The following is a 24271-nucleotide window of genomic DNA, read 5'->3' as shown; positions in this document are numbered from 1 at the left end:
CTAATCACTATTCAGGACTCCTGACAATGGCAAAAAAAGTCTCAAAATTCTTTCGTATCGGCGTTGAGGGTGACACCTGTGACGGGCGTGTCATCAGTGCGCAGGATATTCAGGAAATGGCCGAAACCTTTGACCCGCGTGTCTATGGTTGCCGCATTAACCTGGAACATCTGCGCGGCATCCTGCCTGACGGTATTTTTAAACGTTATGGCGATGTGGCCGAACTGAAGGCCGAAAAGATTGATGACGATTCGGCGCTGAAAGGCAAATGGGCGCTGTTTGCGAAAATCACCCCGACCGATGACCTTATCGCGATGAACAAGGCCGCGCAGAAGGTCTACACCTCAATGGAAATTCAGCCGAACTTTGCCAATACCGGCAAATGTTATCTGGTGGGTCTGGCCGTCACCGATGACCCGGCGAGCCTCGGCACGGAATACCTGGAATTCTGCCGCACGGCAAAACACAACCCTCTGAACCGCTTCAAATTAAGCCCTGAAAACCTGATTTCAGTGGCAACGCCCGTTGAGCTGGAATTTGAAGACCTGCCTGAAACCGTGTTCACCGCCCTGACCGAAAAGGTGAAATCCATTTTTGGCCGCAAACAGGCCAGCGATGACGCCCGTCTGAATGACGTGCATGAAGCGGTGACCGCTGTTGCTGAACATGTGCAGGAAAAACTGAGCGCCACTGAGCAGCGCCTCGCAGAGATGGAAACCGCCTTTTCCGCACTTAAGCAGGAGGTGACTGACAGGACGGATGAAACCAGTCAGGCATTCACCCGCCTGAAAAACAGTCTCGACCACACCGAAAGTCTGACCCAGCAGCGCCGCAGCAAGGCCACCGGCGGTGGCGGTGACGCCCTGATGACGAACTGCTGACTGGCGTCAGTCAGTCCGGGAAAACCTTCACGATTAACCCTTAATTTCAGGAAAAACTATGCGCCAGGAAACCCGCTTTAAATTTAATGCCTACCTGTCCCGTGTTGCCGAACTGAACGGCATCGACGCCGGTGATGTGTCGAAAAAATTCACCGTTGAACCGTCGGTCACCCAGACCCTGATGAACACCATGCAGGAGTCCTCTGATTTTCTGACCCGCATCAACATTGTGCCGGTCAGCGAAATGAAAGGGGAAAAAATTGGTATCGGTGTCACCGGCTCCATCGCCAGCACCACCGACACCGCCGGTGGCACCGAGCGTCAGCCGAAGGACTTCTCGAAGCTGGCGTCTAACAAGTACGAATGCGACCAGATTAACTTCGATTTTTATATCCGCTACAAAACGCTTGACCTGTGGGCGCGTTATCAGGATTTCCAGCTCCGTATCCGTAACGCCATTATCAAACGCCAGTCCCTTGATTTCATCATGGCCGGTTTTAACGGCGTGAAGCGTGCCGAAACCTCTGACCGCAGCAGCAATCCGATGCTGCAGGATGTGGCGGTCGGCTGGCTGCAGAAATACCGCAATGAAGCCCCGGCGCGCGTGATGAGCAAGGTCACTGACGAGGAAGGCCGCACCACCTCTGAGGTTATCCGCGTGGGTAAGGGCGGTGATTATGCCAGCCTTGATGCACTGGTGATGGATGCGACCAACAACCTGATTGAACCGTGGTATCAGGAAGACCCTGATCTTGTGGTGATTGTGGGACGTCAGCTACTGGCGGACAAGTATTTCCCCATCGTTAACAAGGAGCAGGACAACAGCGAAATGCTGGCCGCTGACGTCATCATCAGCCAGAAACGCATCGGTAACCTGCCGGCGGTACGCGTCCCGTACTTCCCGGCGGATGCGATGCTCATCACGAAGCTGGAAAACCTGTCCATCTACTACATGGATGACAGCCATCGCCGCGTGATTGAGGAAAACCCGAAACTCGACCGCGTGGAGAACTACGAGTCAATGAACATTGATTACGTGGTGGAAGACTACGCCGCCGGTTGTCTGGTGGAAAAAATTAAGGTCGGTGATTTCTCCACACCGGCTAAGGCGACCGCAGAGCCGGGAGCGTAACCGATGACGAGTCCCGCACAGCGCCACATGATGCGGGTCTCGGCAGCGATGACCGCGCAGCGGGAAGCCGCCCCGCTGCGACATGCAACTGTCTATGAGCAGATGCTGGTTAAGCTCGCCGCAGACCAGCGCACACTGAAAGCGATTTATTCAAAAGAGCTGAAGGCCGCGAAAAAACGCGAACTGCTGCCGTTCTGGTTGCCGTGGGTGAACGGCGTGCTGGAGCAGGGCAAAGGTGCACAGGATGACATTCTGATGACAGTCATGCTGTGGCGTCTGGATACCGGCGATATTGCCGGTGCGCTGGAGATTGCCCGTTATGCCCTGAAGTACGGCCTGACCATGCCGGGTAAACACCGCCGCACCCCGCCGTACATGTTCACCGAGGAGGTGGCGCTCGCGGCCATGCGCGCCCACGCTGCCGGTGAGTCTGTGGATCCCCGCCTGCTGACGGACACCCTCGAACTGACCGCCATGGCTGACATGCCTGATGAAGTGCGCGCAAAGCTGCATAAAATCACCGGTCTGTTTCTGCGTGACGGTGGTGATGCCGCCGGTGCGCTGGCGCACCTGCAACGTGCGACACAGCTCGACTGTCAGGCCGGCGTCAAAAAAGAGATTGAACGACTGGAGCGGGAGCTGAAACCGAAGCCGGATCCGCAGCCCAAAGCAGCGCCCCGCGCCCCGCGTAAGACCCGGAGCGTGACACCGGCAAAACGTGGACGCCCGAAAAAGAAAGCCAGTTAACAACCGAATGCGCCCCGCGCCAGGGCGGCACGCCGGTCAGTGAGGGTGAATCACCTGACGCTGTACCGGCGTCCACCGCCCGACTTTTCAGAGGTAGTCATGATGACGCTGATTATTCCGCGAAAGGAGGCTCCCGTGTCCGGTGAGGGTACGGTGGTCATCCCGCAACCGGCAGGCGACGAGCCGGTGATTAAAAACACGTTCTTTTTTCCCGATATCGACCCGAAGCGCGTCCGGGAACGTATGCGCCTTGAGCAGACCGTCGCCCCCGCCCGTCTGCGTGAGGCCATCAAGTCAGGCATGGCGGAGACCAATGCGGAGCTGTACGAGTACCGCGAACAGAAAATTGCCGCCGGTTTTACGCGTCTGGCGGACGTCCCGGCGGACGACATCGACGGTGAAAACATCAAAGTTTTTTACTACGAGCGCGCCGTGTGTGCGATGGCGACCGCGTCGCTTTATGAGCGTTATCGTGGCGTGGATGCCAGTGCGAAAGGCGACAAGAAGGTTGACAGCATTGACAGCACCATTGATGAGCTGTGGCGGGATATGCGCTGGGCAGTGGCGCGCATCCAGGACAAGCCGCGCTGCATCGTGAGTCAAATCTGATGAAGACCTTTGCGCTACAGGGCGACACGCTCGACGCCATTTGTGTCCGGTATTACGGGCGCACTGAGGGCGTGGTCGAGACTGTGCTCGCCGCAAATCCGGGACTGGCTGAACTGGGTGCGGTGCTGCCGCACGGCACCGCCGTCGAACTGCCCGACGTTCAGACCGCGCCCGTGGCTGAAACTGTCAATCTGTGGGAGTAACGCATGACAGCAGAAGAAAAAAGCGTCCTGTCGCTTTTCATGATTGGGGTGCTGATTGTTGTCGGCAAGGTGCTTGCCGGTGGCGAACCCATCACCCCGCGTCTGTTTATCGGGCGCATGTTGCTCGGTGGTTTTGTCTCGATGGTTGCCGGTGTTGTTCTGGTGCAGTTTCCTGACCTGTCACTGCCTGCGGTGTGCGGCATCGGCTCCATGCTGGGTATCGCCGGTTATCAGGTGATTGAGATAGCCATTCAGCGCCGCTTTAAGGGCAGGGGGAAACCGTAATGCCGGTAATTAACACGCATCAGAATATCGCCGCCTTTCTCGACATGCTGGCGGTGTCCGAAGGGACGGCGAATCATCCGCTGACGAAAAACCGGGGCTATGACGTGATAGTCACCGGACTGGACGGGAAGCCGGAAATTTTCACCGACTATAGTGACCACCCGTTCGCGCATGGCCGACCGGCGAAGGTGTTTAACCGTCGCGGTGAAAAATCCACGGCCTCCGGTCGCTATCAGCAGCTTTACCTGTTCTGGCCGCACTACCGCAAACAGCTTGCCCTGCCGGATTTCAGTCCGTTGTCACAGGACAGGCTCGCCATTCAGTTGATCCGCGAACGCGGTGCGCTGGAGGACATCCGGGCGGGACGCATTGAGCGCGCCATTTCACGCTGTCGCAATATCTGGGCGTCCCTGCCGGGTGCCGGTTACGGTCAGCGTGAGCATTCACTGGAAAAACTGGTCACCGTCTGGCGTACCGCTGGCGGCGTACCGGCTTAAACGGAGTAAACACCATGAAGAAATTATCCCTTTCACTGATGCTGAACGTGTCGCTGGCACTGATGCTGGCACTGTCCCTGATTTACCCGCAGAGCGTGGCCGTCAGTTTTGTCGCTGCCTGGGCGATTCTGGCGACGGTTATCTGTGTGGTTGCCGGTGGTGTCGGCGTGTATGCCACTGAGTATGTGCTGGAACGCTACGGACGGGAGCTGCCGCCGGAATCGCTGGCCGTGAAGATTGTCACGTCGCTGTTTTTGCAGCCGGTGCCGTGGCGCAGACGGGCGGCGGCTCTGGTGGTGATGGTGGCGACGTTTATCTCGCTGGTCGCTGCCGGGTGGATTTTTACCGCACTGATTTATCTCGTGGCATCGCTGTTTTTCCGGCTGATACGTACGGCCTGTCGTCAGCGTTTTGAGGGGCGGGAACTATGTCAAAGCTGATGATTGTGCTGGTCGTGTTGTTATCACTGGCGGTGGCGGGGCTGTTTCTGGCGAAGCATGAAAACGCCAGACTGCGCGCCTCGCTGGGCAGGGCGAACAACGTCGCCAGCGGGCAGCAGACGACCATCACCATGCTGAAAAATCAGCTTCATGTTGCCCTCACCAGGGCAGACAAAAACGAGCTGGCGCAGGTGGCACTGCGTCAGGAACTGGAGAACGCCGCGAAACGTGAAGCACAGCGCGAGAAAACCATCACGAGGTTACTTAATGAAAACGAGGATTTTCGCCGCTGGTATGGCGCTGACCTGCCTGATGCTGTGCGCCGGTTGCACCAGCGTCCGGCCTGCACTGACGCCAGTGATTGTCGCCAACGCCTGCCCGAAAGTGAGCCTTTGCCCGATGCCGGGCAGTGACCCGCAGACGAACGGCGATTTAAGTGCCGATATCCGGCAGCTTGAGAACGCGCTGGCACGCTGTGCCAGCCAGGTAAAAATGATTAAACACTGTCAGGACGAAAACGATGCTCAAACCCGACAGCCTGCGCAGGGCGCTGACTGATGCCGTCACGGTGCTGAAAACCAGTCCCGAGATGCTGCGGATTTTCGTGGATAACGGGAGTATTGCCTCCACACTGGCGGCGTCGTTGTCATTCGAAAAGCGTTACACGCTCAATGTGATTGTGACCGACTTTACCGGTGATTTTGACCTGCTCATTGTGCCGGTGCTGGCGTGGCTGCGGGAAAATCAGCCCGACATCATGACCACCGACGAAGGCCAGAAAAAGGGCTTCACGTTTTATGTAGACATCAACAATGACAGCAGCTTTGATATCAGTATCAGCCTGATGCTGACCGAGCGCACGCTGGTCAGTGAGGTTGGCGGCGCACTGCATGTGAAGAATATCCCGGAACCCCCGCCGCCGGAGCCGGTCACCCGCCCGATGGAGCTTTATATCAATGGCGAACTGGTGAGCAAGTGGGATGAATGAGTTTAAGCGTTTTGAAGACCGGCTGGCGGGACTTATTGAATCGCTGTCACCGTCAGGGCGTCGGCGACTGAGCGCCGAACTGGCGAAACGTCTGCGTCAGAGTCAGCAGCGCCGGGTGATGGCACAGAAAGCTCCGGACGGCACACCCTACGCGCCACGCCAGCAGCAGAGCGCCAGAAAAAAGACCGGTCGCGTTAAGCGAAAAATGTTTGCGAAACTTATCACCAGTCGTTTTTTGCATATCCGCGCCAGCCCTGAACAGGCATCAATGGAGTTTTACGGCGGAAAGTCACCGAAAATCGCCAGTGTGCATCAGTTCGGCCTGTCGGAAGAAAACCGGAAAGACGGTAAGAAAATTGATTATCCGGCGCGTCCTCTGCTCGGCTTTACCGGTGAGGATGTGCAGATGATTGAAGAGATTATCCTTGCTCACCTCGACCGTTAGTTGTGCCATTCCTGACACCTCATCGTCACATTGCCGCCGGTATGACCCGGCGGCATCCTTCCCGTTATGAACACTCTCGCAAATATTCAGGAACTCGCGCGCGCACTGCGCAACATGATCCGCACCGGCATTATCGTCGAAACCGACCTTAACGCCGGTCGCTGCCGTGTGCAGACCGGCGGTATGTGCACCGACTGGCTTCAGTGGCTGACCCATCGCGCAGGACGTTCGCGCACATGGTGGGCACCTTCCGTGGGGGAACAGGTGCTGATTCTGGCCGTGGGCGGTGAACTCGACACGGCGTTCGTTCTGCCGGGGATTTATTCCGGCGATAACCCCGCGCCGTCTGCGTCGGCGGATGCCCTGCATATCCGTTTCCCTGACGGGGCGGTGATTGAGTATGAACCTGAAACCAGTGCACTCACGGTAAGCGGAATTAAAACGGCCAGCGTGACGGCTTCTGATTCTGTTACTGCCACGGTGCCGGTGGTCACGGTGAAAGCATCAACCCGCGTCACTCTGGACACGCCGGAGGTGGTCTGCACAAACAGGCTGATCACCGGCACGCTGGAAGTGCAGAAGGGCGGGACGATGCGCGGCAACATTGAACACACCGGTGGTGAACTTTCATCAAACGGTAAGGTACTGCATACCCATAAACACCCCGGCGACAGCGGCGGCACAACCGGGAGTCCTTTATGACAGCGCGTTATCTCGGAATGAGTCGCAGTGATGGCCTGACTGTCACTGACCTTGAGCATATCAGCCAGAGTATCGGCGATATCCTGCGTACACCGGTCGGCTCACGGGTGATGCGTCGTGATTACGGCTCGTTGCTGGCGTCAATGATTGACCAGCCGCAGACCCCGGCGCTTGAGTTGCAGATTAAGGTCGCCTGTTACATGGCGGTGCTGAAATGGGAACCCCGCGTCACCCTGTCATCCGTCACCACGGCGCGCAGTTTTGACGGGCGAATGACGGTCACGTTAACCGGTCAGCACAACGACACCGGTCAGCCACTTTCGTTAACCATCCCTGTGAGTTGAAACCATGCCGATTATCGACCTGAACCAGCTACCCGCACCGGATGTGGTCGAGGAGCTGGACTTTGAAACCATTCTTGCCGAACGCAAGGCGACACTGATTTCCCTTTACCCGGAAGACCAGCAGGAGGCGGTCGCCCGTACCCTGACGCTGGAATCGGAGCCTCTCGTCAAACTGCTGGAAGAAAATGCTTATCGTGAGCTTATCTGGCGTCAGCGTGTGAATGAGGCCGCACGGGCGGTGATGCTGGCCTGTGCCGCCGGTAATGACCTTGATGTGATTGGTGCCAATTACAACACCACACGCCTGATTATCATCCCGGCAGATGATTCGACCATCCCGCCGACACCGGCAGTGATGGAATCTGACACCGATTATCGTCTGCGTATTCAGCAGGCGTTTGAAGGTTTAAGCGTTGCCGGGTCGGTGGGAGCCTATCAGTATCATGGTCGCAGTGCCGACGGGCGTGTCGCGGATATCTCTGTCACCAGTCCGTCTCCGGCCTGTGTCACTATCTCCGTGCTGTCCCGAGAAAATAACGGTGTCGCATCCGAAGACCTGCTGGCTGTGGTGCGTAACGCTCTTAATGGCGAGGACGTCAGGCCGGTGGCTGACCGTGTGACCGTGCAGTCTGCCGCCATTGTTGAATACCAGATAAACGCCACGCTGTATCTTTACCCTGGTCCAGAAAGCGAACCCATCCGCGCCGCCGCCGTGAAAAAACTGGAAGCGTACATCACGGCACAGCACCGGCTGGGGCGCGACATTCGTCTGTCTGCCATTTATGCCGCTTTGCATGTGGAAGGCGTGCAGCGTGTCGAACTGACTGCACCGCTGGCTGACATCGTGCTCAACAGTACGCAGGCGTCTTTCTGCACCGAATACAGCGTCGTGACCGGAGGCTCGGATGAGTGATTCGCGACTGCTGCCGACCGGCTCATCACCGCTTGAGGTCGCCGCCGCAAAAGCCTGTGCGGAAATTGAAAAAACACCGGTCAGTATTCGTGAGCTGTGGAACCCGGACTCCTGTCCGGCAAATCTGCTGCCGTGGCTGGCGTGGGCGTTTTCGGTCGACAGGTGGGATGAAAAGTGGCCGGAAGCGACAAAACGCGCCGTTATCCGCGATGCCTATTTCATCCACTGTCATAAAGGCACTATCGGCGCAATCCGGCGTGTGGTGGAGCCGCTCGGCTATCTCATTAACGTAAAGGAATGGTGGGAGACAAACGACCCGCCCGGAACCTTCCGCCTTGATATCGGCGTACTGGAAAGCGGCATCACGGAGGAGATGTATCTGGAAATGGAACGGCTGATTGCCGATGCCAAACCCGCAAGTCGCCACCTTATCGGTCTGAACATTATCCAGGACATTCCCGGCTATCTGTATACAGGCGGTGTGGTCTGTGATGGTGATGTTATTACTGTTTATCCCGGATAAGTGAGAAACAATGAGCACGAAATTTAAAACCGTTATCACTACTGCCGGAGCCGCAAAGCTGGCAGCCGCCACTGTCCCCGGCGGGAAAAAAGTAAACCTGTCTGCAATGGCCGTGGGTGACGGTAATGGCAAATTACCGGTGCCGGATGCCGGTCAGACGAAACTGGTGCATGAGGTCTGGCGTCACGCTCTGAATAAAGTCAGCGTGGATAACAAGAATAAAAACTATATCGTGGCTGAACTGGTTGTACCGCCCGAAGTGGGCGGCTTCTGGATGCGTGAGCTTGGTCTGTATGACGATGCCGGAACACTGATTGCGGTATCCAACATGGCAGAAAGCTATAAGCCAGAACTGGCTGAAGGCTCCGGACGTGCGCAGACCTGCCGCATGGTTATTATTCTCAGCAACGTGGCGTCCGTTGAACTGAGTATTGATGCCAGCACGGTGATGGCGACGCAGGATTACGTCGATGACAAAATCGCAGAGCATGAGCAGTCCCGCCGCCATCCTGACGCCACGCTGACAGAAAAAGGCTTTACTCAGTTAAGCAGTGCAACAAACAGCACCAGTGAGTCATTGGCGGCAACGCCAAAAGCGGTCAAGGCAGCAAATGACAACGCAAATTCACGTCTGGCGAAAAATCAGAATGGTGCAGATATCCAGGATAAATCAGCTTTTCTGGACAATGTTGGCGTTACCAGCCTGACGTTTATGAAAAACAATGGCGAAATGCCGGTTGATGCTGATCTGAATACGTTTGGTCCTGTTAAGGCTTATGTGGGTGTCTGGTATAAATCCACATCCTCCAACGCAACACTGGAGAAAAATTTCCCTGAAGACGGTGCAGTCGGTGTTCTTGAGGTATTCAATGGCGGTAATTTTGCAGGAATGCAGCGTTATACCACCAGAACTGGCAATGTTTATATGCGCAACCTTTCTGGCACCTGGAATGGCTCAGACGGTCCGTGGAGCTACTGGCGTCAGATTCAGTCAGCAACACGCCCCCTGAGTACAACCATTGACCTGAACACGCTCGGAGACGCAGAGCATCTTGGCTTATGGCGAAACAGTAGTGGCTCTATCGCTTCATTTGACCGCAACTATCCGGAAGAAGGAAGTTATGGTCAGGGACTCCTTGAAGTTCTTGAAGGTGGTGGGTACTCACGCATGCAACGCTACACGACCCGCCGTGGGAATGTATATGTTCGCTGCCTTTCTGCTACATGGAATGCAGAGAATCCACAGTGGGAACCGTGGTTAAGAGTCGGTCATCAGTCAGAGAGTCGTTATTACGACGGGGATTTGAATGATGTGACTTCACCAGGTATTTACAGCGTTACAGGGAAGGCGACAAACGGTCCAATGCAGGATACCGCTGGAGCGACACTGCTTGGGATACTGGAAGTAATCAGACGTTTTGATGGTGTATCTGTCTGGCAGCGTTACACAACCACAGGGAAAGCAGAAACCACAAAGGGGCGCACTTTTGAGCGCATCTACGCCGGGAGCACATGGACTGAATGGCGAGAAGTATATAACTCCTTTTCGTTGCCCCTGAATCTGGGTATCGGCGGTGCAGTGGCAAAACTCACCAGCCTGGACTGGCAGACCTACGATTTTGTGCCGGGCAGTCTGATAACCGTTCGGCTTGATAACATGACCAATATTCCCGACGGTATGGACTGGGGCGTCATTGATGGCAACCTGATAAACATCTCAGTCGGTCCGAGTGATGATTCCGGTACGGGGCGCTCAATGCATGTGTGGCGCAGCACTGTAAGTAAAGCGAACTACCGCTTTTTTATGGTGCGTATTTCAGGAAATCCGGGAAGCCGCACGATCACGACAAGACGTGTGCCAATTATCGACGAAGCTCAGACATGGGCGGCGAAACAAACCTTCAGCGCCGGTCTTTCAGGCGAACTGTCCGGCAATGCTGCTACAGCTACAAAGCTGAAAACGGCACGAAATATTAATGGTGTCAAATTTGATGGCACCGGCGATATAAATATTAATACGCTGGTATCCCGGAATCGCGTCACAGCATTAAGCGGGAGTGCAAAGGGGACGCCTGGTATTCAGATGTATGAGGCATATAACAATGGCTACCCTTACGCCTATGGCAATGTGCTTCATCTTACGGGAGTGTCCGCAGTTGGAGAAGGTGAGTTACTTATCGGCTGGAGCGGCACCAGTGGAGGTTACGCGCCAGCATATATCCGTTCAAGGCGGGATACAGATGATGCTCAATGGTCTGGATGGGCGCAAATTTATACGACAGCTCATAAACCATCGGCAGGTGATATTGGTGCTTATACTCAGGCGGAATGTAATTCGCGTTTTATTACAGGTATTCGCTTAGGTGGTTTGTCATCCCTTCCAACGTGGAATGGTACTGGCTGGCATGACAGGTCAGGGCATGTTCTTACTGGTGTCGTCAATAGTAATACTGATGAATTAATTGATATCGCGCAGGCAAGACCTGTTCAGTATTGTATTAATGGCACATGGTATAACGCAGGGAGTATTTAATGATGATGCATTTAAAAAATATTAAGGCAGGGAATCCAAAAACTATTGAACAATATGAATTAACCAAACGATTTAATATTGTCTGGCTATGGTCAGATGATGGTAAAAACTGGTATGAGGAACAAAAGAATTTCCAGCCAGACACTTTAAAAATGGCCTACGACGAGAACGGTATTATTCGTTGCATTGAGAAAGATGTGTCAATGCTCAACCCTGATGGCTTGAGTGTTGTTGAGTTACCGAATATAACCGCCAACCGTCGCGCTGATATTTCAGGTAACTGGATGTTCAAAGATGACACTGTAATTAAACGTGTATATACGGATGCAGAACGGCAGCAGCAAGCCGAAGTCCGAAAGTCAACCTTGCTTGCAGAAGCTGAGGCATTGATTCAGCCGCTGGAGCGTGCGGTCAGGCTGAATATGGCAACAGATGAGGAGCGCAGCCGACTGGAGGCATGGGAACGCTACAGCGTTCTGGTCAGTCGTGTGGATCCTGCAAATCCTGAATGGCCGGAACTACCACAATAAATACAGGCGGGCGGATTGCCCGCCTTTTCTTTATCTGTTGTTTCATCCACTGACCAGTCAGGACAAATAGCGTCTCATGCCCTGTACAACTGAAAATACCACTCACCCATTAACCACGGAGTTAAACGGATGAGTGATTATCATCACGGAGTGCAGGTGCTGGAGATTAACGACGGCACCCGCGTCATTTCCACCGTATCCACCGCCATTGTCGGCATGGTCTGCACGGCCAGCGATGCGGATGCGGAAACCTTCCCCCTCAATAAACCGGTGCTGATTACCAATGTGCAGAGCGCAATTGCAAAGGCCGGTAAAAAAGGCACGCTGGCGGCATCGTTGCAGGCCATCGCCGACCAGTCAAAACCGGTCACCGTTGTCGTGCGCGTGGAAGACGGCACCGGCGACGACGAAGAAACGAAACTCGCGCAGACCGTTTCCAATATCATCGGCACCACTGACGAAAACGGTCAGTACACCGGACTGAAAGCCCTGCTGGCGGCGGAATCGGTAACCGGTGTTAAACCGCGTATTCTCGGTGTGCCGGGGCTGGATACCAAAGAGGTGGCTGTTGCACTGGCATCAGTCTGTCAGAAGCTGCGCGCTTTCGGGTATATCAGCGCATGGGGCTGTAAGACCATTTCCGAGGTGAAAGCTTACCGCCAGAATTTCAGCCAGCGTGAGCTGATGGTCATCTGGCCGGATTTCCTCGCATGGGATACGGTCACCAGTACCACCGCCACCGCGTATGCCACCGCCCGTGCGCTGGGGCTGCGTGCCAAAATCGACCAGGAGCAGGGATGGCATAAAACGCTGTCCAACGTCGGGGTGAACGGTGTTACCGGCATCAGCGCATCTGTATTCTGGGATTTGCAGGAGTCCGGCACCGATGCTGACCTGCTGAACGAGTCAGGCGTCACAACGCTGATTCGCCGCGACGGTTTCCGCTTCTGGGGTAACCGTACCTGCTCTGATGACCCGCTGTTCCTCTTTGAAAACTACACCCGCACCGCGCAGGTGCTGGCCGACACGATGGCTGAAGCGCACATGTGGGCGGTGGACAAGCCCATCACCGCAACGCTGATTCGCGACATCGTTGACGGCATCAATGCCAAATTCCGTGAGCTGAAAACAAACGGCTATATCGTGGATGCGACCTGCTGGTTCAGCGAAGAATCCAACGATGCGGAAACCCTTAAGGCCGGAAAACTGTATATCGACTACGACTATACCCCGGTGCCTCCTCTTGAAAACCTGACCCTGCGCCAGCGTATTACCGATAAATACCTGGCAAATCTGGTCACCTCGGTTAACAGCAATTAAGGAGCCTGACCGATGGCAATGCCGCGCAAACTCAAGTTAATGAACGTCTTTCTGAACGGCTACAGCTATCAGGGCGTTGCAAAGTCCGTCACGCTGCCAAAACTGACCCGTAAGCTCGAAAACTATCGCGGTGCGGGGATGAACGGCAGCGCACCGGTAGACCTCGGCCTTGATGACGATGCGCTGTCAATGGAGTGGTCGCTCGGGGGCTTCCCGGATTCGGTTATCTGGGAGCTTTACGCCGCAACCGGCGTGGATGCCGTGCCGATTCGTTTTGCAGGCTCTTACCAGCGCGACGATACCGGCGAAACGGTGGCCGTCGAAGTGGTCATGCGTGGCCGTCAGAAAGAAATCGACACCGGTGAGGGTAAACAGGGAGAAGACACCGAGTCGAAAATCTCCGTGGTCTGCACCTATTTCCGGCTGACGATGGACGGTAAGGAGCTGGTCGAAATCGACACCATCAACATGATTGAGAAGGTGAACGGCATCGACCGGCTGGAGCAACACCGCCGCAATATCGGCCTGTGATTTTCATCCGGTCAGCCAGGCTGACCGGTTAACCCTGATTCAGAAGTGAGAAAACCATGAACAAAGAAAATGTCATTACCCTGGAAAATCCGGTCAAGCGTGGTGAGCAGGTCATCGAACAGGTCACGCTGATGAAACCCAATGCCGGGACGCTGCGCGGTGTCAGTCTGGCAGCGGTCGCAAACTCCGAAGTCGATGCACTGATTAAGGTGTTGCCGCGCATGACGGCACCGATGCTGACCGAGCAGGAAGTCGCCGCACTGGAACTGCCTGACCTTGTGGCGCTGGCCGGTAAGGTGGTCGGTTTTTTGTCGCCGAACTCGGTGCAGTGACGTTTCCGAAAAATCTCTCGGTCGATGACCTGATGGCGGATGTGGCAGTGATATTTCACTGGCCGCCATCAGAACTGTATCCCATGAGCCTGACCGAACTCATCACATGGCGCGAAAAGGCGCTCCGGCGAAGCGGAAACACGAATGAGTAACAATGTAAAATTACAGGTATTGCTCAGGGCTGTTGACCAGGCATCCCGCCCGTTTAAATCCATTCGCACAGCGAGTAAGTCGCTGTCGGGGGATATCCGGGAAACACAAAAATCACTGCGCGAGCTGAACGGTCACGCATCCCGTATTGAGGGATTTCGCAAGACCAGTGCACAGCTTGCCGTGACTGGTCATGCACTTGAAAAGGCGCGGCAGGAAGCCGAAGCCCTTGCCACACAGTTTAAAAATACCGAACGACCGACCCGTGCTCAGGCGAAAGTGCTGGAATCCGCAAAGCGTGCGGCGGAGGACTTACAGGCGAAATATAACCGCCTGACGGATTCCGTTAAACGCCAGCAGCGGGAACTGGCCGTTGTGGGAATTAATACCCGCAATCTTGCACATGATGAGCAGGGACTGAAAAACCGTATCAGTGAAACCACCGCACAGCTTAACCGTCAGCGTGACGCGCTGGCGCGTGTCAGTGCGCAACAGGCAAAACTTAACGCAGTCAAACAGCGTTATCAGGCAGGAAAGGAACTGGCCGGAAATATGGCCTCAGTGGGCGCTGCCGGTGTGGGGATTGCTGCTGCGGGAACGATGGCCGGAGTTAAGCTGCTGATGCCCGGTTATGAGTTTGCGCAGAAAAACTCAGAATTACAGGCTGTGCTCGGAGTGGCAAAAGACTCCACCGAAATGGCCGCACTACGCAAACAGGCGCGCCAGCTCGGCGACAACACCGCCGCCTCAGCAGATGATGCGGCCGGTGCACAGATAATCATCGCGAAAGCGGGTGGGGATGTTGATGCCATTCAGGCGGCAACGCCGGTCACGCTGAATATGGCGCTGGCGAACCGTCGCACGATGGAAGAAAACGCCGCCCTGCTGATGGGGATGAAATCCGCCTTTCAGCTTTCAAACGATAAGGTCGCTCATATCGGGGATGTTCTCTCCATGACGATGAACAAAACCGCCGCCGATTTTGACGGTATGAGCGATGCGCTGACCTATGCCGCACCTGTGGCAAAAAATGCCGGTGTCAGCATTGAAGAAACCGCCGCAATGGTTGGGGCGCTGCATGATGCAAAAATCACAGGCTCAATGGCGGGGACGGGAAGCCGTGCCGTGTTAAGCCGTCTGCAGGCACCGACGGGAAAAGCATGGGATGCACTCAAAGAACTTGGTGTGAAAACCTCAGACAGTAAGGGAAACACCCGGCCAATATTTACCATTCTGAAAGAAATTCAGGCCAGTTTTGAGAAAAACCGGCTCGGTACTGCCCAGCAGGCTGAATACATGAAAACCATTTTCGGGGAGGAGGCCAGCTCAGCCGCCGCTGTGCTGATGACTGCCGCCTCAACCGGAAAGCTGGACAAACTGACCGCTGCGTTTAAAGCCTCAGACGGGAAGACCGCAGAGCTGGTAAATATCATGCAGGACAACCTCGGCGGTGACTTTAAGGAGTTTCAGTCCGCTTATGAGGCGGTGGGGACTGACCTGTTTGACCAGCAGGAAGGCGCACTGCGTAATCTCACGCAGACGGCCACAAAGTATGTGTTAAAACTCGACGGCTGGATCCAGAAAAACAAATCACTGGCGTCAACCATCGGCATCATTGTCGGTGGTGCACTGGCACTGATTGGTGTCATCGGTGCCATTGGCCTCGTAGCCTGGCCGGTTATCACCGGCATCAATGCCATCATCGCGGCAGCAGGCGCAATGGGGGCAATCTTCACGACGGTTGGCAGTGCTGTTATGACCGCCATCGGGGCGATTAGCTGGCCGGTTGTGGCCGTGGTGGCCGCCATTGTCGCCGGGGCGTTGCTTATCCGTAAATACTGGGAGCCTGTCAGCGCATTCTTTGGCGGTGTGGTGGAAGGGCTGAAAGCGGCATTTGCGCCAGTGGGGGAACTGTTCACGCCACTTAAACCGGTGTTTGACTGGCTGGGTGAAAAGTTACAGGCCGCGTGGCAGTGGTTTAAAAACCTGATTGCCCCGGTCAAAGCCACCCAGGACACCCTGAACCGTTGCCGTGACACGGGCGTCATGTTCGGGCAGGCACTGGCTGACGCGCTGATGCTGCCGCTTAATGCGTTCAACAAACTGCGCAGTGGTATTGACTGGGTACTGGAAAAACTCGGTGTTATCAACAAAGAGTCAGACACACTTGACCAGACCGCCGCCAGAACTCAAGCCGCCACGTATGGCAGCGGTGGTTATATTCCGGCGACCAGCTCTTATGCAGGTTATCAGGCTTATCAGCCGGTCACGGCACCGGCTGGCCGCTCTTATGTAGACCAGAGTAAAAACGAATATCACATCAGCCTGACGGGTGGTACTGCGCCGGGGACACAGCTTGACCGCCAGTTACAGGATGCGCTCGAAAAATACGAGCGGGATAAACGTGCGCGCGCCCGTGCCAGCATGATGCATGACGGTTAAGGAGGTGACGAAAAATGATGCTCGCGTTAGGTATGTTTGTTTTTATGCGCCAGACGCTGCCACACCAGACCATGCAGCGTGAATCAGATTATCGCTGGCCGTCAAATTCCCGTATCGGTAAACGGGATGCCTTTCAGTTTCTCGGTGTTGGCGAGGAAAACATCACGCTTGCCGGTGTGCTTTATCCCGAACTGACCGGCGGAAAGCTGACGATGACCACGCTCAGGCTGATGGCAGAGGAAGGCCGGGCGTGGCCGTTGCTGGATGGCACCGGCATGATTTACGGCATGTATGTCATCAGCAGGGTGAGTGAAACAGGGAGTATTTTCTTTGCAGACGGCACACCCCGGAAAATTGATTTTACGCTGTCGCTCACCCGCGTTGATGAATCACTGGCCGCGCTTTATGGCGATATCGGTAAACAGGCGGAATCGCTCATCGGTAAGGCTGGCAGTATGGCGACTAAATTCACGGGTATGACGGGGGCGGGATAATGCTGGATGCGCTGACATTTGATGCAGGCAGTACGCTGACGCCGGATTACATGCTGATGCTCGACAGCAGGGATATTACCGGCAATATCAGCGACCGTCTGATGAGCATGACCCTGACGGATAACCGGGGCTTTGAGGCTGACCAGCTTGATATTGAACTGAACGATGCCGACGGGCAGGTCGGGCTGCCGGTTCGTGGCGCTGTCCTGACGGTGTATATCGGCTGGAAAGGTTTTGCCCTGGTGTGCAAAGGGAAATTTACCGTTGATGAGGTTGAACACCGGGGCGCGCCGGATGTGGTCACCATCCGCGCCCGGAGTGCAGATTTTCGCGGGACGCTCAATTCCCGCCGTGAAGGCTCCTGGCATGACACCACGCTCGGTGCGATTGTTGAAGCGATAGCCTCCCGTAACAGGCTGGAAGCCAGTGTCGCTCCGCCACTGGCCGGAATTAAAATCCCGCACATTGACCAGTCGCAGGAGTCAGATGCGAAATTCCTGACCCGTCTTGCTGAACGCAACGGCGGTGAGGTGTCGGTAAAAATGGGAAAACTGTTGTTTCTCAAAGCGGGGCAGGGGGTGACGGCCAGCGGTAAAAAAATCCCGCAGGTCACCATAACCCGCAGCGACGGCGACCGCCATCATTTTGCGATTGCTGACCGTGGAGCCTATACCGGCGTAACGGCAAAGTGGTTACACACCAAAGACCCGAAGCCACAAAAGCAGAAGGTAAAACTGAAACGCAAAAAGAAAGAGAAACACCTGCGCGCACTGGAGCACCCGAAAGCGAAACCAGTCACGCAGAAGAAAGCGCCAAAAGTACCGGAAGCGCGCGAAGGTGAATACATGGCTGGTGAGGCTGACAACGTTTTTGCCCTGACCACGGTATATGCCACGAAAGCGCAGGCCATGCGCGCCGCTCAGGCGAAGTGGGATAAGCTGCAACGGGGCGTTGCGGAGTTCTCCATCAGTCTGGCTACCGGTCGGGCAGATATTTACACGGAAACGCCGGTCAAAGTGTCAGGCTTTAAGCGCGTCATAGACGAGCAGGACTGGACAATCACTAAGGTGACACATTTTCTGAATAATAGCGGCTTCACGACGTCCTTAGAGCTTGAGGTCAGGCTTTCTGATGTGGAGTACGAAACAGAAGGTGATGAGTGATGTGTTTTATTTATCTGTTTGTTTTATAAGGATAAATTAACTAAAATGGCACCGTCAACAAAACCGGAAGAGGTGCTCGCGATGTTTCATTGTCCTTTATGCCAGCATGCCGCACATGCGCGTACAAGCCGCTATATCACTGACACGACAAAAGAGCGTTATCACCAGTGTCAGAACGTGAATTGCAGCGCCACGTTCATCACCTATGAGTCGGTACAGCGATACATCGTGAAGCCGGGAGAAGTCCACGCCGTAAGGCCGCACCCGTTGCCGTCAGGGCAGCAAATTATGTGGATGTAATTACAAATGGAAAGCCCCTCAGTCGAGGGGCTTTTTTGTCGATGTGGTCAATGTGTGGACGTGACCAGAAATAAATCCTTTTATTTCATGTGATTAGATATCAAAAAATGTCACCAATAACTGACATTGCGGTGTTTCTCCAGATGTGGCCCATCTGAGGCCGTGTTGGTGCGCAGCTCGAAGGCTACGTCGAGTCTGTTTTGGCAGTTACCTTAAAGTATAGATAGCTGACAAAAAAGGCTCTCTTGCTAAAAAAGGCCCCACTTTCGTGGAGCCTTTATTGTACGCTTTTTACTGTACGATTTCAGTCAAATCTAATTACATAGATTGAGTGAAGGTACGAGTAATAACGTCCTGCTGCTGCTCTTTAGTCAGCGAGTTGAAACGTACTGCGTAGCCAGATACACGGATGGTCAGCTGCGGATATTTTTCCGGGTTTTCCATCGCGTCGAGCAGCATTTCACGGTTCATCACGTTAACGTTCAGGTGCTGACCACCTTCGATGGACGCTTCGTGGTGGAAGTAACCATCCATCAGACCAGCCAGGTTGGTCTTACGAACTTCGTCGTCTTTACCCAGTGCGTTCGGAACGATAGAGAAGGTGTAAGAGATACCATCTTTAGCGTAAGCGAACGGCAGTTTAGCAACGGAAGTCAGGGAAGCTACAGCACCTTTCTGGTCACGGCCGTGCATCGGGTTAGCACCCGGTCCGAACGGCGCGCCAGCACGACGACCGTCTGGGGTGTTACCGGTTTTCTTACCATACACAACGTTAGAAGTGATGGTCAGAACAGACTGAGTCGGGATAGCGTCACGGTAGGTGTGCAGTTTCTGAATTTTCTTCATGAAACGTTCTACCAGGTCAACAGCCAGGTCATCTACACGCGGATCGTTGTTACCAAACTGCGGGTATTCGCCTTCGATTTCGAAGTCGATAGCCAGACCGTCTTCGTCACGAATCGGTTTAACTTTCGCATATTTGATTGCAGACAGGGAGTCAGCAGCAACGGACAGACCAGCGATACCACACGCCATGGTGCGGATAACGTCACGGTCGTGCAGCGCCATCAGAGAGGCTTCGTAGCTGTACTTGTCGTGCATGTAGTGGATGATGTTCAGTGCAGTGATGTACTGTTTAGCCAGCCAGTCCATGAAGTGATCCATGCGCTCCATCACTTCATCGTAGTTCAGGAGGTCGCCTTTGATCGGTTCAGACTTCGGACCAACCTGCATTTTCAGTTTTTCGTCAACGCCGCCGTTGATTGCGTACAGCATGGTTTTCGCCAGGTTTGCACGCGCACCGAAGAACTGCATTTGTTTACCAACGATCATCGGGCTTACGCAGCAAGCGATAGCGTAGTCATCGTTGTTGAAGTCCGGACGCATCAGGTCATCGTTCTCGTACTGCAGAGAAGATGTGTCGATGGACACTTTAGCGGCGAATTTCTTGAAGTTCAGCGGCAGTTTTTCAGACCACAGAATGGTCATGTTCGGTTCCGGAGACGGACCCATGGTGTACAGGGTGTTCAGGAAACGGAAGCTGTTTTTGGTAACCAGGGTACGACCGTCGAGGCCCATACCACCGATAGATTCGGTTGCCCAGATCGGGTCGCCAGAGAACAGTTCATCGTACTCCGGAGTACGCAGGAAGCGAACCATACGCAGTTTCATGACCAGGTGGTCAACCATTTCCTGCGCTTCTTGTTCGGTGATCTTGCCAGCTTTCAGGTCACGTTCGATGTACACATCCAGGAAGGTGGAGGTACGACCGAAGGACATTGCAGCACCGTTCTGAGACTTAACAGCAGCCAGGTAGCCGAAGTAAGTCCACTGGATAGCTTCCTGAGCGTTGGTAGCCGGACCAGAAATGTCGTAGCCGTATTTCGCAGCCATTTCTTTCATCTGACCCAGAGCGCGGTGCTGTTCAGCGATTTCTTCGCGCAGACGGATAGTCTGTTCCAGGTTTACGCCGTTTTCCAGATCAGCCTGCAGAGAGGTGAACTGTGCCAGTTTGTCTTTCATCAGGTAGTCGATACCGTACAGCGCAACGCGACGGTAGTCACCGATGATACGACCACGGCCATATGCATCTGGAAGACCGGTCAGAACACCAGATTTACGGCAACGCAGGATGTCCGGAGTGTAAACGTCGAACACGCCCTGGTTGTGAGTTTTACGGTATTCAGTGAAGATTTTTTTGATCATCGGATCCAGTTCGCGGTTGTACGCTTTGCAGGAACCTTCGATCATTTTGATACCACCGAACGGGATAAGAGCACGTTTCAGCGGAGCTTCAGTCTGCAGACCAACGATTTTCTCAAGCTGCTTGTTGATGTAGCCAGCGTCGTGAGAGGTGATGGTGGAAGCAACAGCGGTGTCAAAGTCAACTGGCGCGTGAGTGCGGTTTTCCAGTTTAACGCCTTCCATTACTTTGTCCCACAGGGTGGTGGTCGCTTCAGTAGCGCCAGCCAGGAAGGACTCGTCACCCTCGTACGGAGTGTAGTTTTTCTGAATGAAGTCACGGACGTTTACTTCATTCTGCCAGTCACCTTTGGTAAAACCTTCCCAGGCTGTGGCTAACTTTTCATTAAGCTCGGACATGTAACACCTACCTTCTTAAGTGGATTTTTTATTTACTACGTACTTCGACAACCATTAATGGTGATCGTTTTCACGCAGGTAAATGACCCAGTATGTCAACCCAACCAACAAACCACCGCCGATAATATTACCGATCGTAACCGGAATCAGGTTATCAGTGATGAAGTTCATCACGGTCAGGTGAGAAAAATTTTCCGGTGCAGAACCGACAGCGGTCCAGAATTCCGGAGATGCGAAGTCGCGGATTACAATACCCATCGGGATCATAAACATGTTTGCGATACTGTGCTCAAAACCGCTGGCAACAAACATCGCGACCGGCAGCACCATGATAAACGCTTTGTCCATCAGGCTGCGGCCAGAATAACTCATCCATACTGCCAGACATACCATCAGGTTTGCCAGGATACCAAGACAGACGGCCTCAATAAAAGTATGGTGCACTTTGTGGTCGGCGGTTTGTAGGACGTTTAGTCCCCATTGACCATTCGCGGTCATATATTCGCCAGAAAGCCACATTAAAAGTACAAACAGCAGTGCGCCGACCAAGTTGCCAAAATAGACATTTAGCCAGTTTTTCGCCAACTGGCCCCAGGTGATGCGCCCACTCGCCTTGGCAACAACAATCAACACTGTGGAAGTAAAGAGATCGGCTCCGCAGACAACACAAAGAATCAGCCCCAGAGAGAAGCAAATGCCGCCAACCAGTTTTGCCATGCCGAAGGGCATTGTGGCTGTGCCAGTGGTTGCTGTGATATAGAAGACGAATGCGATTGAGATGAAAACACCGGCAGTAATCGCCAGATAGAAAGTCTTAAGCGGATGTTTCGTTGCTTTATAGACACCTGCCTCTTCGGCCACTTTGGCCATTGCAGCAGGAAGTAAAAGATCAAAAGGGTTGTCAGCTTTCACACTAACTCTCTCTTTATTAAGTCGGCGACGAGATACTAACAAAGCATTATAGATGAGAAATTGATATAGATCATATCTCGCCTGGCTTATAGGCCCGTAACTCGCATGGTTTTTATGCAAATACGGAGTAAATATTTGATTATCCAAATAAAAATAAATTTTAAAAATTAACAAATGAGTTGAATTTTTTCCGCATCCTCCGCTAAAACAGTTAATTAAAAGGGAGCACCAGGCGAATAAAGTAACAATATCGATCGTATTTATTAAATACAAATTACCGATATTTAACCTTATAATTACAATTATTTTATTAATGCAAATATATGTAAAGCGGGGCATTAAAAAAACGCCCCGTAATATAACTCAGACGAATCATTAAGCCTACATTGCGTAGGCTATTTGATTTTATTTTGCCCAGAATGCTGCTTTGGCGCGCTGCAGCTTTTCGTAGGCCTTCAACAACGATTGATGCGCGGCAAACGCGTGCAGATCGCTATCCACTGGCTGTAGGCCATAAAACGCGGCTTCGCCACTCATTGCCGCGCTGGCTGCCTCAACCGCATCTGCACCGTACATACGAATAAATGCATTCAGATATTGCAGCGGTTGACGATCTTCTTCCTGAGCAAGCAGCAATAAAGTTTGCAGGCAGCGATAATAGTTGGCGCGTTCAGGGCTGAACACCGATGAATTAAATTCCATCGTCCATTCGGTCCAGACCAGAGCCTGTTCCATATCGCCGCCAGCCAGCGCCAGCATGGCTTTCAGCTCACCGATACGCAGGGTATACCAGCCATTATCTGGCCCGGTCGCCAGACCCAGCAGCTCACGCACGCGGGTAAAGTCATCAAAACCTTCTTCATCCAGTTGCTCAATGAGGTTCAGATAATCTTCTTTTTCCCACTCACTACCGGGCAGTGACAGAATTGTTTCCAGTAAATGGCTGCCCATACCGTTATTTGCCAGCCATAAATCTTCAGCCGGATAAATATCAGACATGCCAGGCACAATAATTCGGCAAGCGTAGACACCCAGATGCTCGTAATCGGCAATATAAACTTCTTTATCTTCCTTCTTGAAGATAGCCATCAGCGTGGCGAACTCCTCTTCAGTGGTGCCGGAGAAATTCCAGTCTACAAACGGATAATCGGCATCCTGTTTGAACAGGTCCCAGGAGATTAATCCGCTGGAGTCGATAAAGTGCGTTTCGAGGTTGGTATGCTCAGCGACTTCTTCATCATCGAAGGTTGGTGGAGTAAACACATCCAGATCTTTCAGACCGCGGCCTTGCAGCAGCTCGGTCACGGTACGTTCCAGTGCAACGCCAAAATCAGGATGCGCACCGAATGAGGCAAAGCAGGTGCCGTTAGCAGGATTAAACAGTACCACGCAAATCACCGGATACTGGCCGCCAAGGGAACCATCATATGCGAAGATCGGGAAACCTTCCGCTTCCAGCGTTTCGATCGCTTCAACTACTGCTGGATAACGCGCCAGCACGTCTGCTGGGATCTCTGGCAGGCTGATGCTTTCAGCAATAATGCGGTTTTTCACGTAGCGTTCGAAAACTTCGGACAACCCCTGAACGCGTGCTTCGTTGCGGGTATTACCTGCGGACATACCGTTAGAGACGTACAGGTTACCAATGATATTCATCGGAATATAAACGGTCTGATTGTCGGACTGACGTGTAAACGGCAGGCCGCAAATACCACGATCTTCGTTACCGGATTGCAGGTCAATCAGCATACTGCCGGTCAGTTCATTTTCCGGATCGTAAAACGCGCGCAGACGGTCATCGAGCAGCCCTTCTGGCACATCGTCATTTTCGGTCAGTGGGAACCATTTTTCGTTGGGATAATGCACGAACGGACCGTTGGCGATGGTTTCGCCCAGCCAGAAGTCCGCAAAAAAGTAGTTGGTAGACAGACGCTCGAAATATTCACCGAGGGCAGAAGCCAGCGCCGCTTTTTTGGTTGCGCCTTTGCCGTTGGTAAAACACAGGGCGCACTCTTTGTCGCGAATGTGCACGGACCAGACGTTAGGTACCGGATTCAGCCAGGAGGCCTCTTCAATCTGAAAACCGAGGTCGGAGAGTTTTTGCTGGAAGCGAGCGATGGAATCTTCCAGTGCGGCATCTTTGCCGGGGATAAATGTTTGCGTCATGAAAATCACTTTAGTCGTACGGAAAGCGCGCAATAATACGGGTTTTATCTCAAAGGTGCTATCACCGCCGCCACGCTGATGAACTGTT

General features: G+C 53.7%; 29 protein-coding genes. 26 read left to right on the top strand and 3 right to left on the bottom strand.

The annotated features are described in order from the left end of the window. Positions 1-26: 26 nt before the first annotated feature. The 26 genes from FEK43_RS07255 (at position 27) to ogrK (ending at position 18504) form a co-directional block, all read left to right on the top strand. A complete protein-coding gene (locus FEK43_RS07255; RefSeq protein ID WP_097462598.1) occupies positions 27-881 on the top strand; it encodes a GPO family capsid scaffolding protein in 855 nt (284 codons plus the stop codon). A gap of 58 nt (positions 882-939) precedes the next feature. Continuing rightward, on the top strand, positions 940-2013 hold the full coding sequence (locus FEK43_RS07250) for a phage major capsid protein, P2 family (protein WP_001248558.1): 1074 nt from the start codon (positions 940-942) through the stop codon (positions 2011-2013). Between the two features lie 3 nt (positions 2014-2016). Then, positions 2017-2760, top strand: a complete 744-nt coding sequence (locus FEK43_RS07245; protein WP_135406310.1) for a terminase endonuclease subunit — start codon at positions 2017-2019, stop codon at positions 2758-2760. Between the two features lie 99 nt (positions 2761-2859). Continuing rightward, the gene (locus tag FEK43_RS07240; protein ID WP_135406311.1) at positions 2860-3369 is read left to right on the top strand and encodes a head completion/stabilization protein; all 510 of its coding nucleotides are present in this window, start codon (positions 2860-2862) and stop codon (positions 3367-3369) included. Further along, positions 3369-3572, top strand: a complete 204-nt coding sequence (locus FEK43_RS07235) for a tail protein X (protein ID WP_000846409.1) — start codon at positions 3369-3371, stop codon at positions 3570-3572. Before FEK43_RS07240 ends, FEK43_RS07235 begins: the two co-directional genes overlap by 1 nt. 3 nt (positions 3573-3575) lie before the next feature. Then, the gene (locus FEK43_RS07230) at positions 3576-3857 is read left to right on the top strand and encodes a phage holin family protein (RefSeq protein WP_000123123.1); all 282 of its coding nucleotides are present in this window, start codon (positions 3576-3578) and stop codon (positions 3855-3857) included. Then, a complete protein-coding gene (locus FEK43_RS07225; protein ID WP_069898860.1) occupies positions 3857-4354 on the top strand; it encodes a glycoside hydrolase family 104 protein in 498 nt (165 codons plus the stop codon). The genes FEK43_RS07230 and FEK43_RS07225 overlap by 1 nt, the downstream gene beginning before the upstream one ends. 14 nt (positions 4355-4368) lie before the next feature. Next, complete coding sequence (locus FEK43_RS07220) at positions 4369-4794, top strand: DNZ54_00345 family protein (RefSeq protein WP_135406312.1); 426 nt, start codon at positions 4369-4371, stop codon at positions 4792-4794. Continuing rightward, a complete protein-coding gene (gene lysB, locus FEK43_RS07215; RefSeq protein ID WP_135406313.1) occupies positions 4782-5207 on the top strand; it encodes an Rz-like lysis system protein LysB in 426 nt (141 codons plus the stop codon). Before FEK43_RS07220 ends, lysB begins: the two co-directional genes overlap by 13 nt. Continuing rightward, complete coding sequence (gene lysC, locus FEK43_RS23015) at positions 5089-5352, top strand: Rz1-like lysis system protein LysC (RefSeq protein WP_223155667.1); 264 nt, start codon at positions 5089-5091, stop codon at positions 5350-5352. Before lysB ends, lysC begins: the two co-directional genes overlap by 119 nt. Continuing rightward, positions 5315-5782 (top strand): phage tail protein, encoded by a 468-nt coding sequence (locus FEK43_RS07205; protein ID WP_135406314.1) that lies wholly within the window; start codon positions 5315-5317, stop codon positions 5780-5782. Before lysC ends, FEK43_RS07205 begins: the two co-directional genes overlap by 38 nt. Continuing rightward, positions 5775-6227 carry a phage virion morphogenesis protein gene (locus FEK43_RS07200; RefSeq protein WP_001001767.1) on the top strand — a complete coding sequence of 151 codons (453 nt, stop codon included), beginning with the start codon at positions 5775-5777 and terminating at the stop codon, positions 6225-6227. The genes FEK43_RS07205 and FEK43_RS07200 overlap by 8 nt, the downstream gene beginning before the upstream one ends. 66 nt (positions 6228-6293) lie before the next feature. Beyond that, positions 6294-6929, top strand: a complete 636-nt coding sequence (locus FEK43_RS07195; protein ID WP_048256448.1) for a phage baseplate assembly protein V — start codon at positions 6294-6296, stop codon at positions 6927-6929. Next, on the top strand, positions 6926-7273 hold the full coding sequence (locus FEK43_RS07190) for a GPW/gp25 family protein (protein ID WP_105283078.1): 348 nt from the start codon (positions 6926-6928) through the stop codon (positions 7271-7273). The genes FEK43_RS07195 and FEK43_RS07190 overlap by 4 nt, the downstream gene beginning before the upstream one ends. Positions 7274-7277: 4 nt before the next feature. Then, positions 7278-8186, top strand: a complete 909-nt coding sequence (locus FEK43_RS07185; RefSeq protein WP_135406315.1) for a baseplate assembly protein — start codon at positions 7278-7280, stop codon at positions 8184-8186. Beyond that, positions 8179-8709, top strand: a complete 531-nt coding sequence (locus FEK43_RS07180) for a phage tail protein I (RefSeq protein WP_105291091.1) — start codon at positions 8179-8181, stop codon at positions 8707-8709. The genes FEK43_RS07185 and FEK43_RS07180 overlap by 8 nt, the downstream gene beginning before the upstream one ends. A gap of 10 nt (positions 8710-8719) precedes the next feature. Next, a complete protein-coding gene (locus FEK43_RS07175; RefSeq protein WP_135406316.1) occupies positions 8720-11242 on the top strand; it encodes a phage tail protein in 2523 nt (840 codons plus the stop codon). Between the two features lie 2 nt (positions 11243-11244). After that, positions 11245-11772, top strand: coding sequence for a tail fiber assembly protein (locus FEK43_RS07170; protein ID WP_024188561.1), 528 nt, complete (start codon positions 11245-11247; stop codon positions 11770-11772). A gap of 129 nt (positions 11773-11901) precedes the next feature. Next, complete coding sequence (locus FEK43_RS07165; protein WP_001286716.1) at positions 11902-13092, top strand: phage tail sheath protein; 1191 nt, start codon at positions 11902-11904, stop codon at positions 13090-13092. 12 nt (positions 13093-13104) lie between these two features. After that, a complete protein-coding gene (locus tag FEK43_RS07160) occupies positions 13105-13623 on the top strand; it encodes a phage major tail tube protein (RefSeq protein ID WP_053266711.1) in 519 nt (172 codons plus the stop codon). Positions 13624-13679: 56 nt separating this feature from the next. Then, complete coding sequence (locus FEK43_RS07155) at positions 13680-13955, top strand: phage tail assembly protein (protein ID WP_001031312.1); 276 nt, start codon at positions 13680-13682, stop codon at positions 13953-13955. Then, the gene (locus FEK43_RS07150) at positions 13952-14107 is read left to right on the top strand and encodes a GpE family phage tail protein (protein WP_000143830.1); all 156 of its coding nucleotides are present in this window, start codon (positions 13952-13954) and stop codon (positions 14105-14107) included. The genes FEK43_RS07155 and FEK43_RS07150 overlap by 4 nt, the downstream gene beginning before the upstream one ends. Beyond that, positions 14100-16547: a phage tail tape measure protein gene (locus FEK43_RS07145; protein ID WP_135406317.1), complete on the top strand. Its 2448-nt coding sequence runs from the start codon at positions 14100-14102 to the stop codon at positions 16545-16547. The genes FEK43_RS07150 and FEK43_RS07145 overlap by 8 nt, the downstream gene beginning before the upstream one ends. A 14-nt stretch (positions 16548-16561) precedes the next feature. After that, positions 16562-17041 carry a phage tail protein gene (locus FEK43_RS07140; RefSeq protein ID WP_000978896.1) on the top strand — a complete coding sequence of 160 codons (480 nt, stop codon included), beginning with the start codon at positions 16562-16564 and terminating at the stop codon, positions 17039-17041. After that, the gene (locus FEK43_RS07135) at positions 17041-18204 is read left to right on the top strand and encodes a phage late control D family protein (RefSeq protein WP_105266110.1); all 1164 of its coding nucleotides are present in this window, start codon (positions 17041-17043) and stop codon (positions 18202-18204) included. Before FEK43_RS07140 ends, FEK43_RS07135 begins: the two co-directional genes overlap by 1 nt. An 81-nt stretch (positions 18205-18285) precedes the next feature. After that, a complete protein-coding gene (gene ogrK, locus FEK43_RS07130; protein ID WP_000468308.1) occupies positions 18286-18504 on the top strand; it encodes a prophage transcriptional regulator OgrK in 219 nt (72 codons plus the stop codon). A 318-nt stretch (positions 18505-18822) separates the two neighbouring features. On the opposite strand, the gene pflB is transcribed toward ogrK, so the two are convergent. The 3 genes from pflB to ycaO all read right to left on the bottom strand — a co-directional run bounded on the left by pflB (position 18823) and on the right by ycaO (position 24183). Continuing rightward, positions 18823-21105 (bottom strand): formate C-acetyltransferase, encoded by a 2283-nt coding sequence (pflB, locus tag FEK43_RS07125; protein ID WP_001292820.1) that lies wholly within the window; start codon positions 21103-21105, stop codon positions 18823-18825. A gap of 54 nt (positions 21106-21159) precedes the next feature. Next, entirely contained in the window at positions 21160-22017 is an 858-nt protein-coding gene (gene focA, locus FEK43_RS07120) for a formate transporter FocA (RefSeq protein ID WP_135406318.1), read from the bottom strand. Between the two features lie 405 nt (positions 22018-22422). Further along, the gene (gene ycaO / locus FEK43_RS07115; protein WP_135406319.1) at positions 22423-24183 is read right to left on the bottom strand and encodes a 30S ribosomal protein S12 methylthiotransferase accessory factor YcaO; all 1761 of its coding nucleotides are present in this window, start codon (positions 24181-24183) and stop codon (positions 22423-22425) included. Positions 24184-24271 lie beyond the last annotated feature (88 nt).

Source organism: Escherichia sp. E2562 (genome assembly GCF_005781075.1).
GTDB lineage: Bacteria > Pseudomonadota > Gammaproteobacteria > Enterobacterales > Enterobacteriaceae > Escherichia.
Note: the sequence above shows the minus strand (reverse complement) of the source record. Positions and strands in the feature narration are given on the sequence as shown.

Excerpts from the sequence above, each read along its gene's own strand:
- ogrK (WP_000468308.1), top strand. The coding sequence starts at position 18,286 with ATGTTTCATTGTCCTTTATGCCAGCATGCCGCACATGCGCGTACAAGC.
- FEK43_RS07255 (WP_097462598.1), top strand. The coding sequence starts at position 27 with ATGGCAAAAAAAGTCTCAAAATTCTTTCGTATCGGCGTTGAGGGTGAC.
- FEK43_RS07165 (WP_001286716.1), top strand. The coding sequence starts at position 11,902 with ATGAGTGATTATCATCACGGAGTGCAGGTGCTGGAGATTAACGACGGC.
- FEK43_RS07240 (WP_135406311.1), top strand. The coding sequence starts at position 2,860 with ATGATGACGCTGATTATTCCGCGAAAGGAGGCTCCCGTGTCCGGTGAG.
- ycaO (WP_135406319.1), bottom strand. The coding sequence starts at position 24,183 with ATGACGCAAACATTTATCCCCGGCAAAGATGCCGCACTGGAAGATTCC.
- FEK43_RS07245 (WP_135406310.1), top strand. The coding sequence starts at position 2,017 with ATGACGAGTCCCGCACAGCGCCACATGATGCGGGTCTCGGCAGCGATG.
- FEK43_RS07220 (WP_135406312.1), top strand. The coding sequence starts at position 4,369 with ATGAAGAAATTATCCCTTTCACTGATGCTGAACGTGTCGCTGGCACTG.
- FEK43_RS07180 (WP_105291091.1), top strand. The coding sequence starts at position 8,179 with ATGAGTGATTCGCGACTGCTGCCGACCGGCTCATCACCGCTTGAGGTC.
- lysB (WP_135406313.1), top strand. The coding sequence starts at position 4,782 with ATGTCAAAGCTGATGATTGTGCTGGTCGTGTTGTTATCACTGGCGGTG.
- FEK43_RS07135 (WP_105266110.1), top strand. The coding sequence starts at position 17,041 with ATGCTGGATGCGCTGACATTTGATGCAGGCAGTACGCTGACGCCGGAT.
- FEK43_RS07145 (WP_135406317.1), top strand. The coding sequence starts at position 14,100 with ATGAGTAACAATGTAAAATTACAGGTATTGCTCAGGGCTGTTGACCAG.
- pflB (WP_001292820.1), bottom strand. The coding sequence starts at position 21,105 with ATGTCCGAGCTTAATGAAAAGTTAGCCACAGCCTGGGAAGGTTTTACC.
- FEK43_RS07230 (WP_000123123.1), top strand. The coding sequence starts at position 3,576 with ATGACAGCAGAAGAAAAAAGCGTCCTGTCGCTTTTCATGATTGGGGTG.
- FEK43_RS07250 (WP_001248558.1), top strand. The coding sequence starts at position 940 with ATGCGCCAGGAAACCCGCTTTAAATTTAATGCCTACCTGTCCCGTGTT.
- FEK43_RS07235 (WP_000846409.1), top strand. The coding sequence starts at position 3,369 with ATGAAGACCTTTGCGCTACAGGGCGACACGCTCGACGCCATTTGTGTC.
- FEK43_RS07195 (WP_048256448.1), top strand. The coding sequence starts at position 6,294 with ATGAACACTCTCGCAAATATTCAGGAACTCGCGCGCGCACTGCGCAAC.
- FEK43_RS07170 (WP_024188561.1), top strand. The coding sequence starts at position 11,245 with ATGATGCATTTAAAAAATATTAAGGCAGGGAATCCAAAAACTATTGAA.
- FEK43_RS07190 (WP_105283078.1), top strand. The coding sequence starts at position 6,926 with ATGACAGCGCGTTATCTCGGAATGAGTCGCAGTGATGGCCTGACTGTC.
- FEK43_RS07205 (WP_135406314.1), top strand. The coding sequence starts at position 5,315 with ATGCTCAAACCCGACAGCCTGCGCAGGGCGCTGACTGATGCCGTCACG.
- FEK43_RS07160 (WP_053266711.1), top strand. The coding sequence starts at position 13,105 with ATGGCAATGCCGCGCAAACTCAAGTTAATGAACGTCTTTCTGAACGGC.
- FEK43_RS07155 (WP_001031312.1), top strand. The coding sequence starts at position 13,680 with ATGAACAAAGAAAATGTCATTACCCTGGAAAATCCGGTCAAGCGTGGT.
- FEK43_RS07140 (WP_000978896.1), top strand. The coding sequence starts at position 16,562 with ATGATGCTCGCGTTAGGTATGTTTGTTTTTATGCGCCAGACGCTGCCA.
- FEK43_RS07175 (WP_135406316.1), top strand. The coding sequence starts at position 8,720 with ATGAGCACGAAATTTAAAACCGTTATCACTACTGCCGGAGCCGCAAAG.
- lysC (WP_223155667.1), top strand. The coding sequence starts at position 5,089 with ATGGCGCTGACCTGCCTGATGCTGTGCGCCGGTTGCACCAGCGTCCGG.
- FEK43_RS07200 (WP_001001767.1), top strand. The coding sequence starts at position 5,775 with ATGAATGAGTTTAAGCGTTTTGAAGACCGGCTGGCGGGACTTATTGAA.
- FEK43_RS07225 (WP_069898860.1), top strand. The coding sequence starts at position 3,857 with ATGCCGGTAATTAACACGCATCAGAATATCGCCGCCTTTCTCGACATG.
- FEK43_RS07185 (WP_135406315.1), top strand. The coding sequence starts at position 7,278 with ATGCCGATTATCGACCTGAACCAGCTACCCGCACCGGATGTGGTCGAG.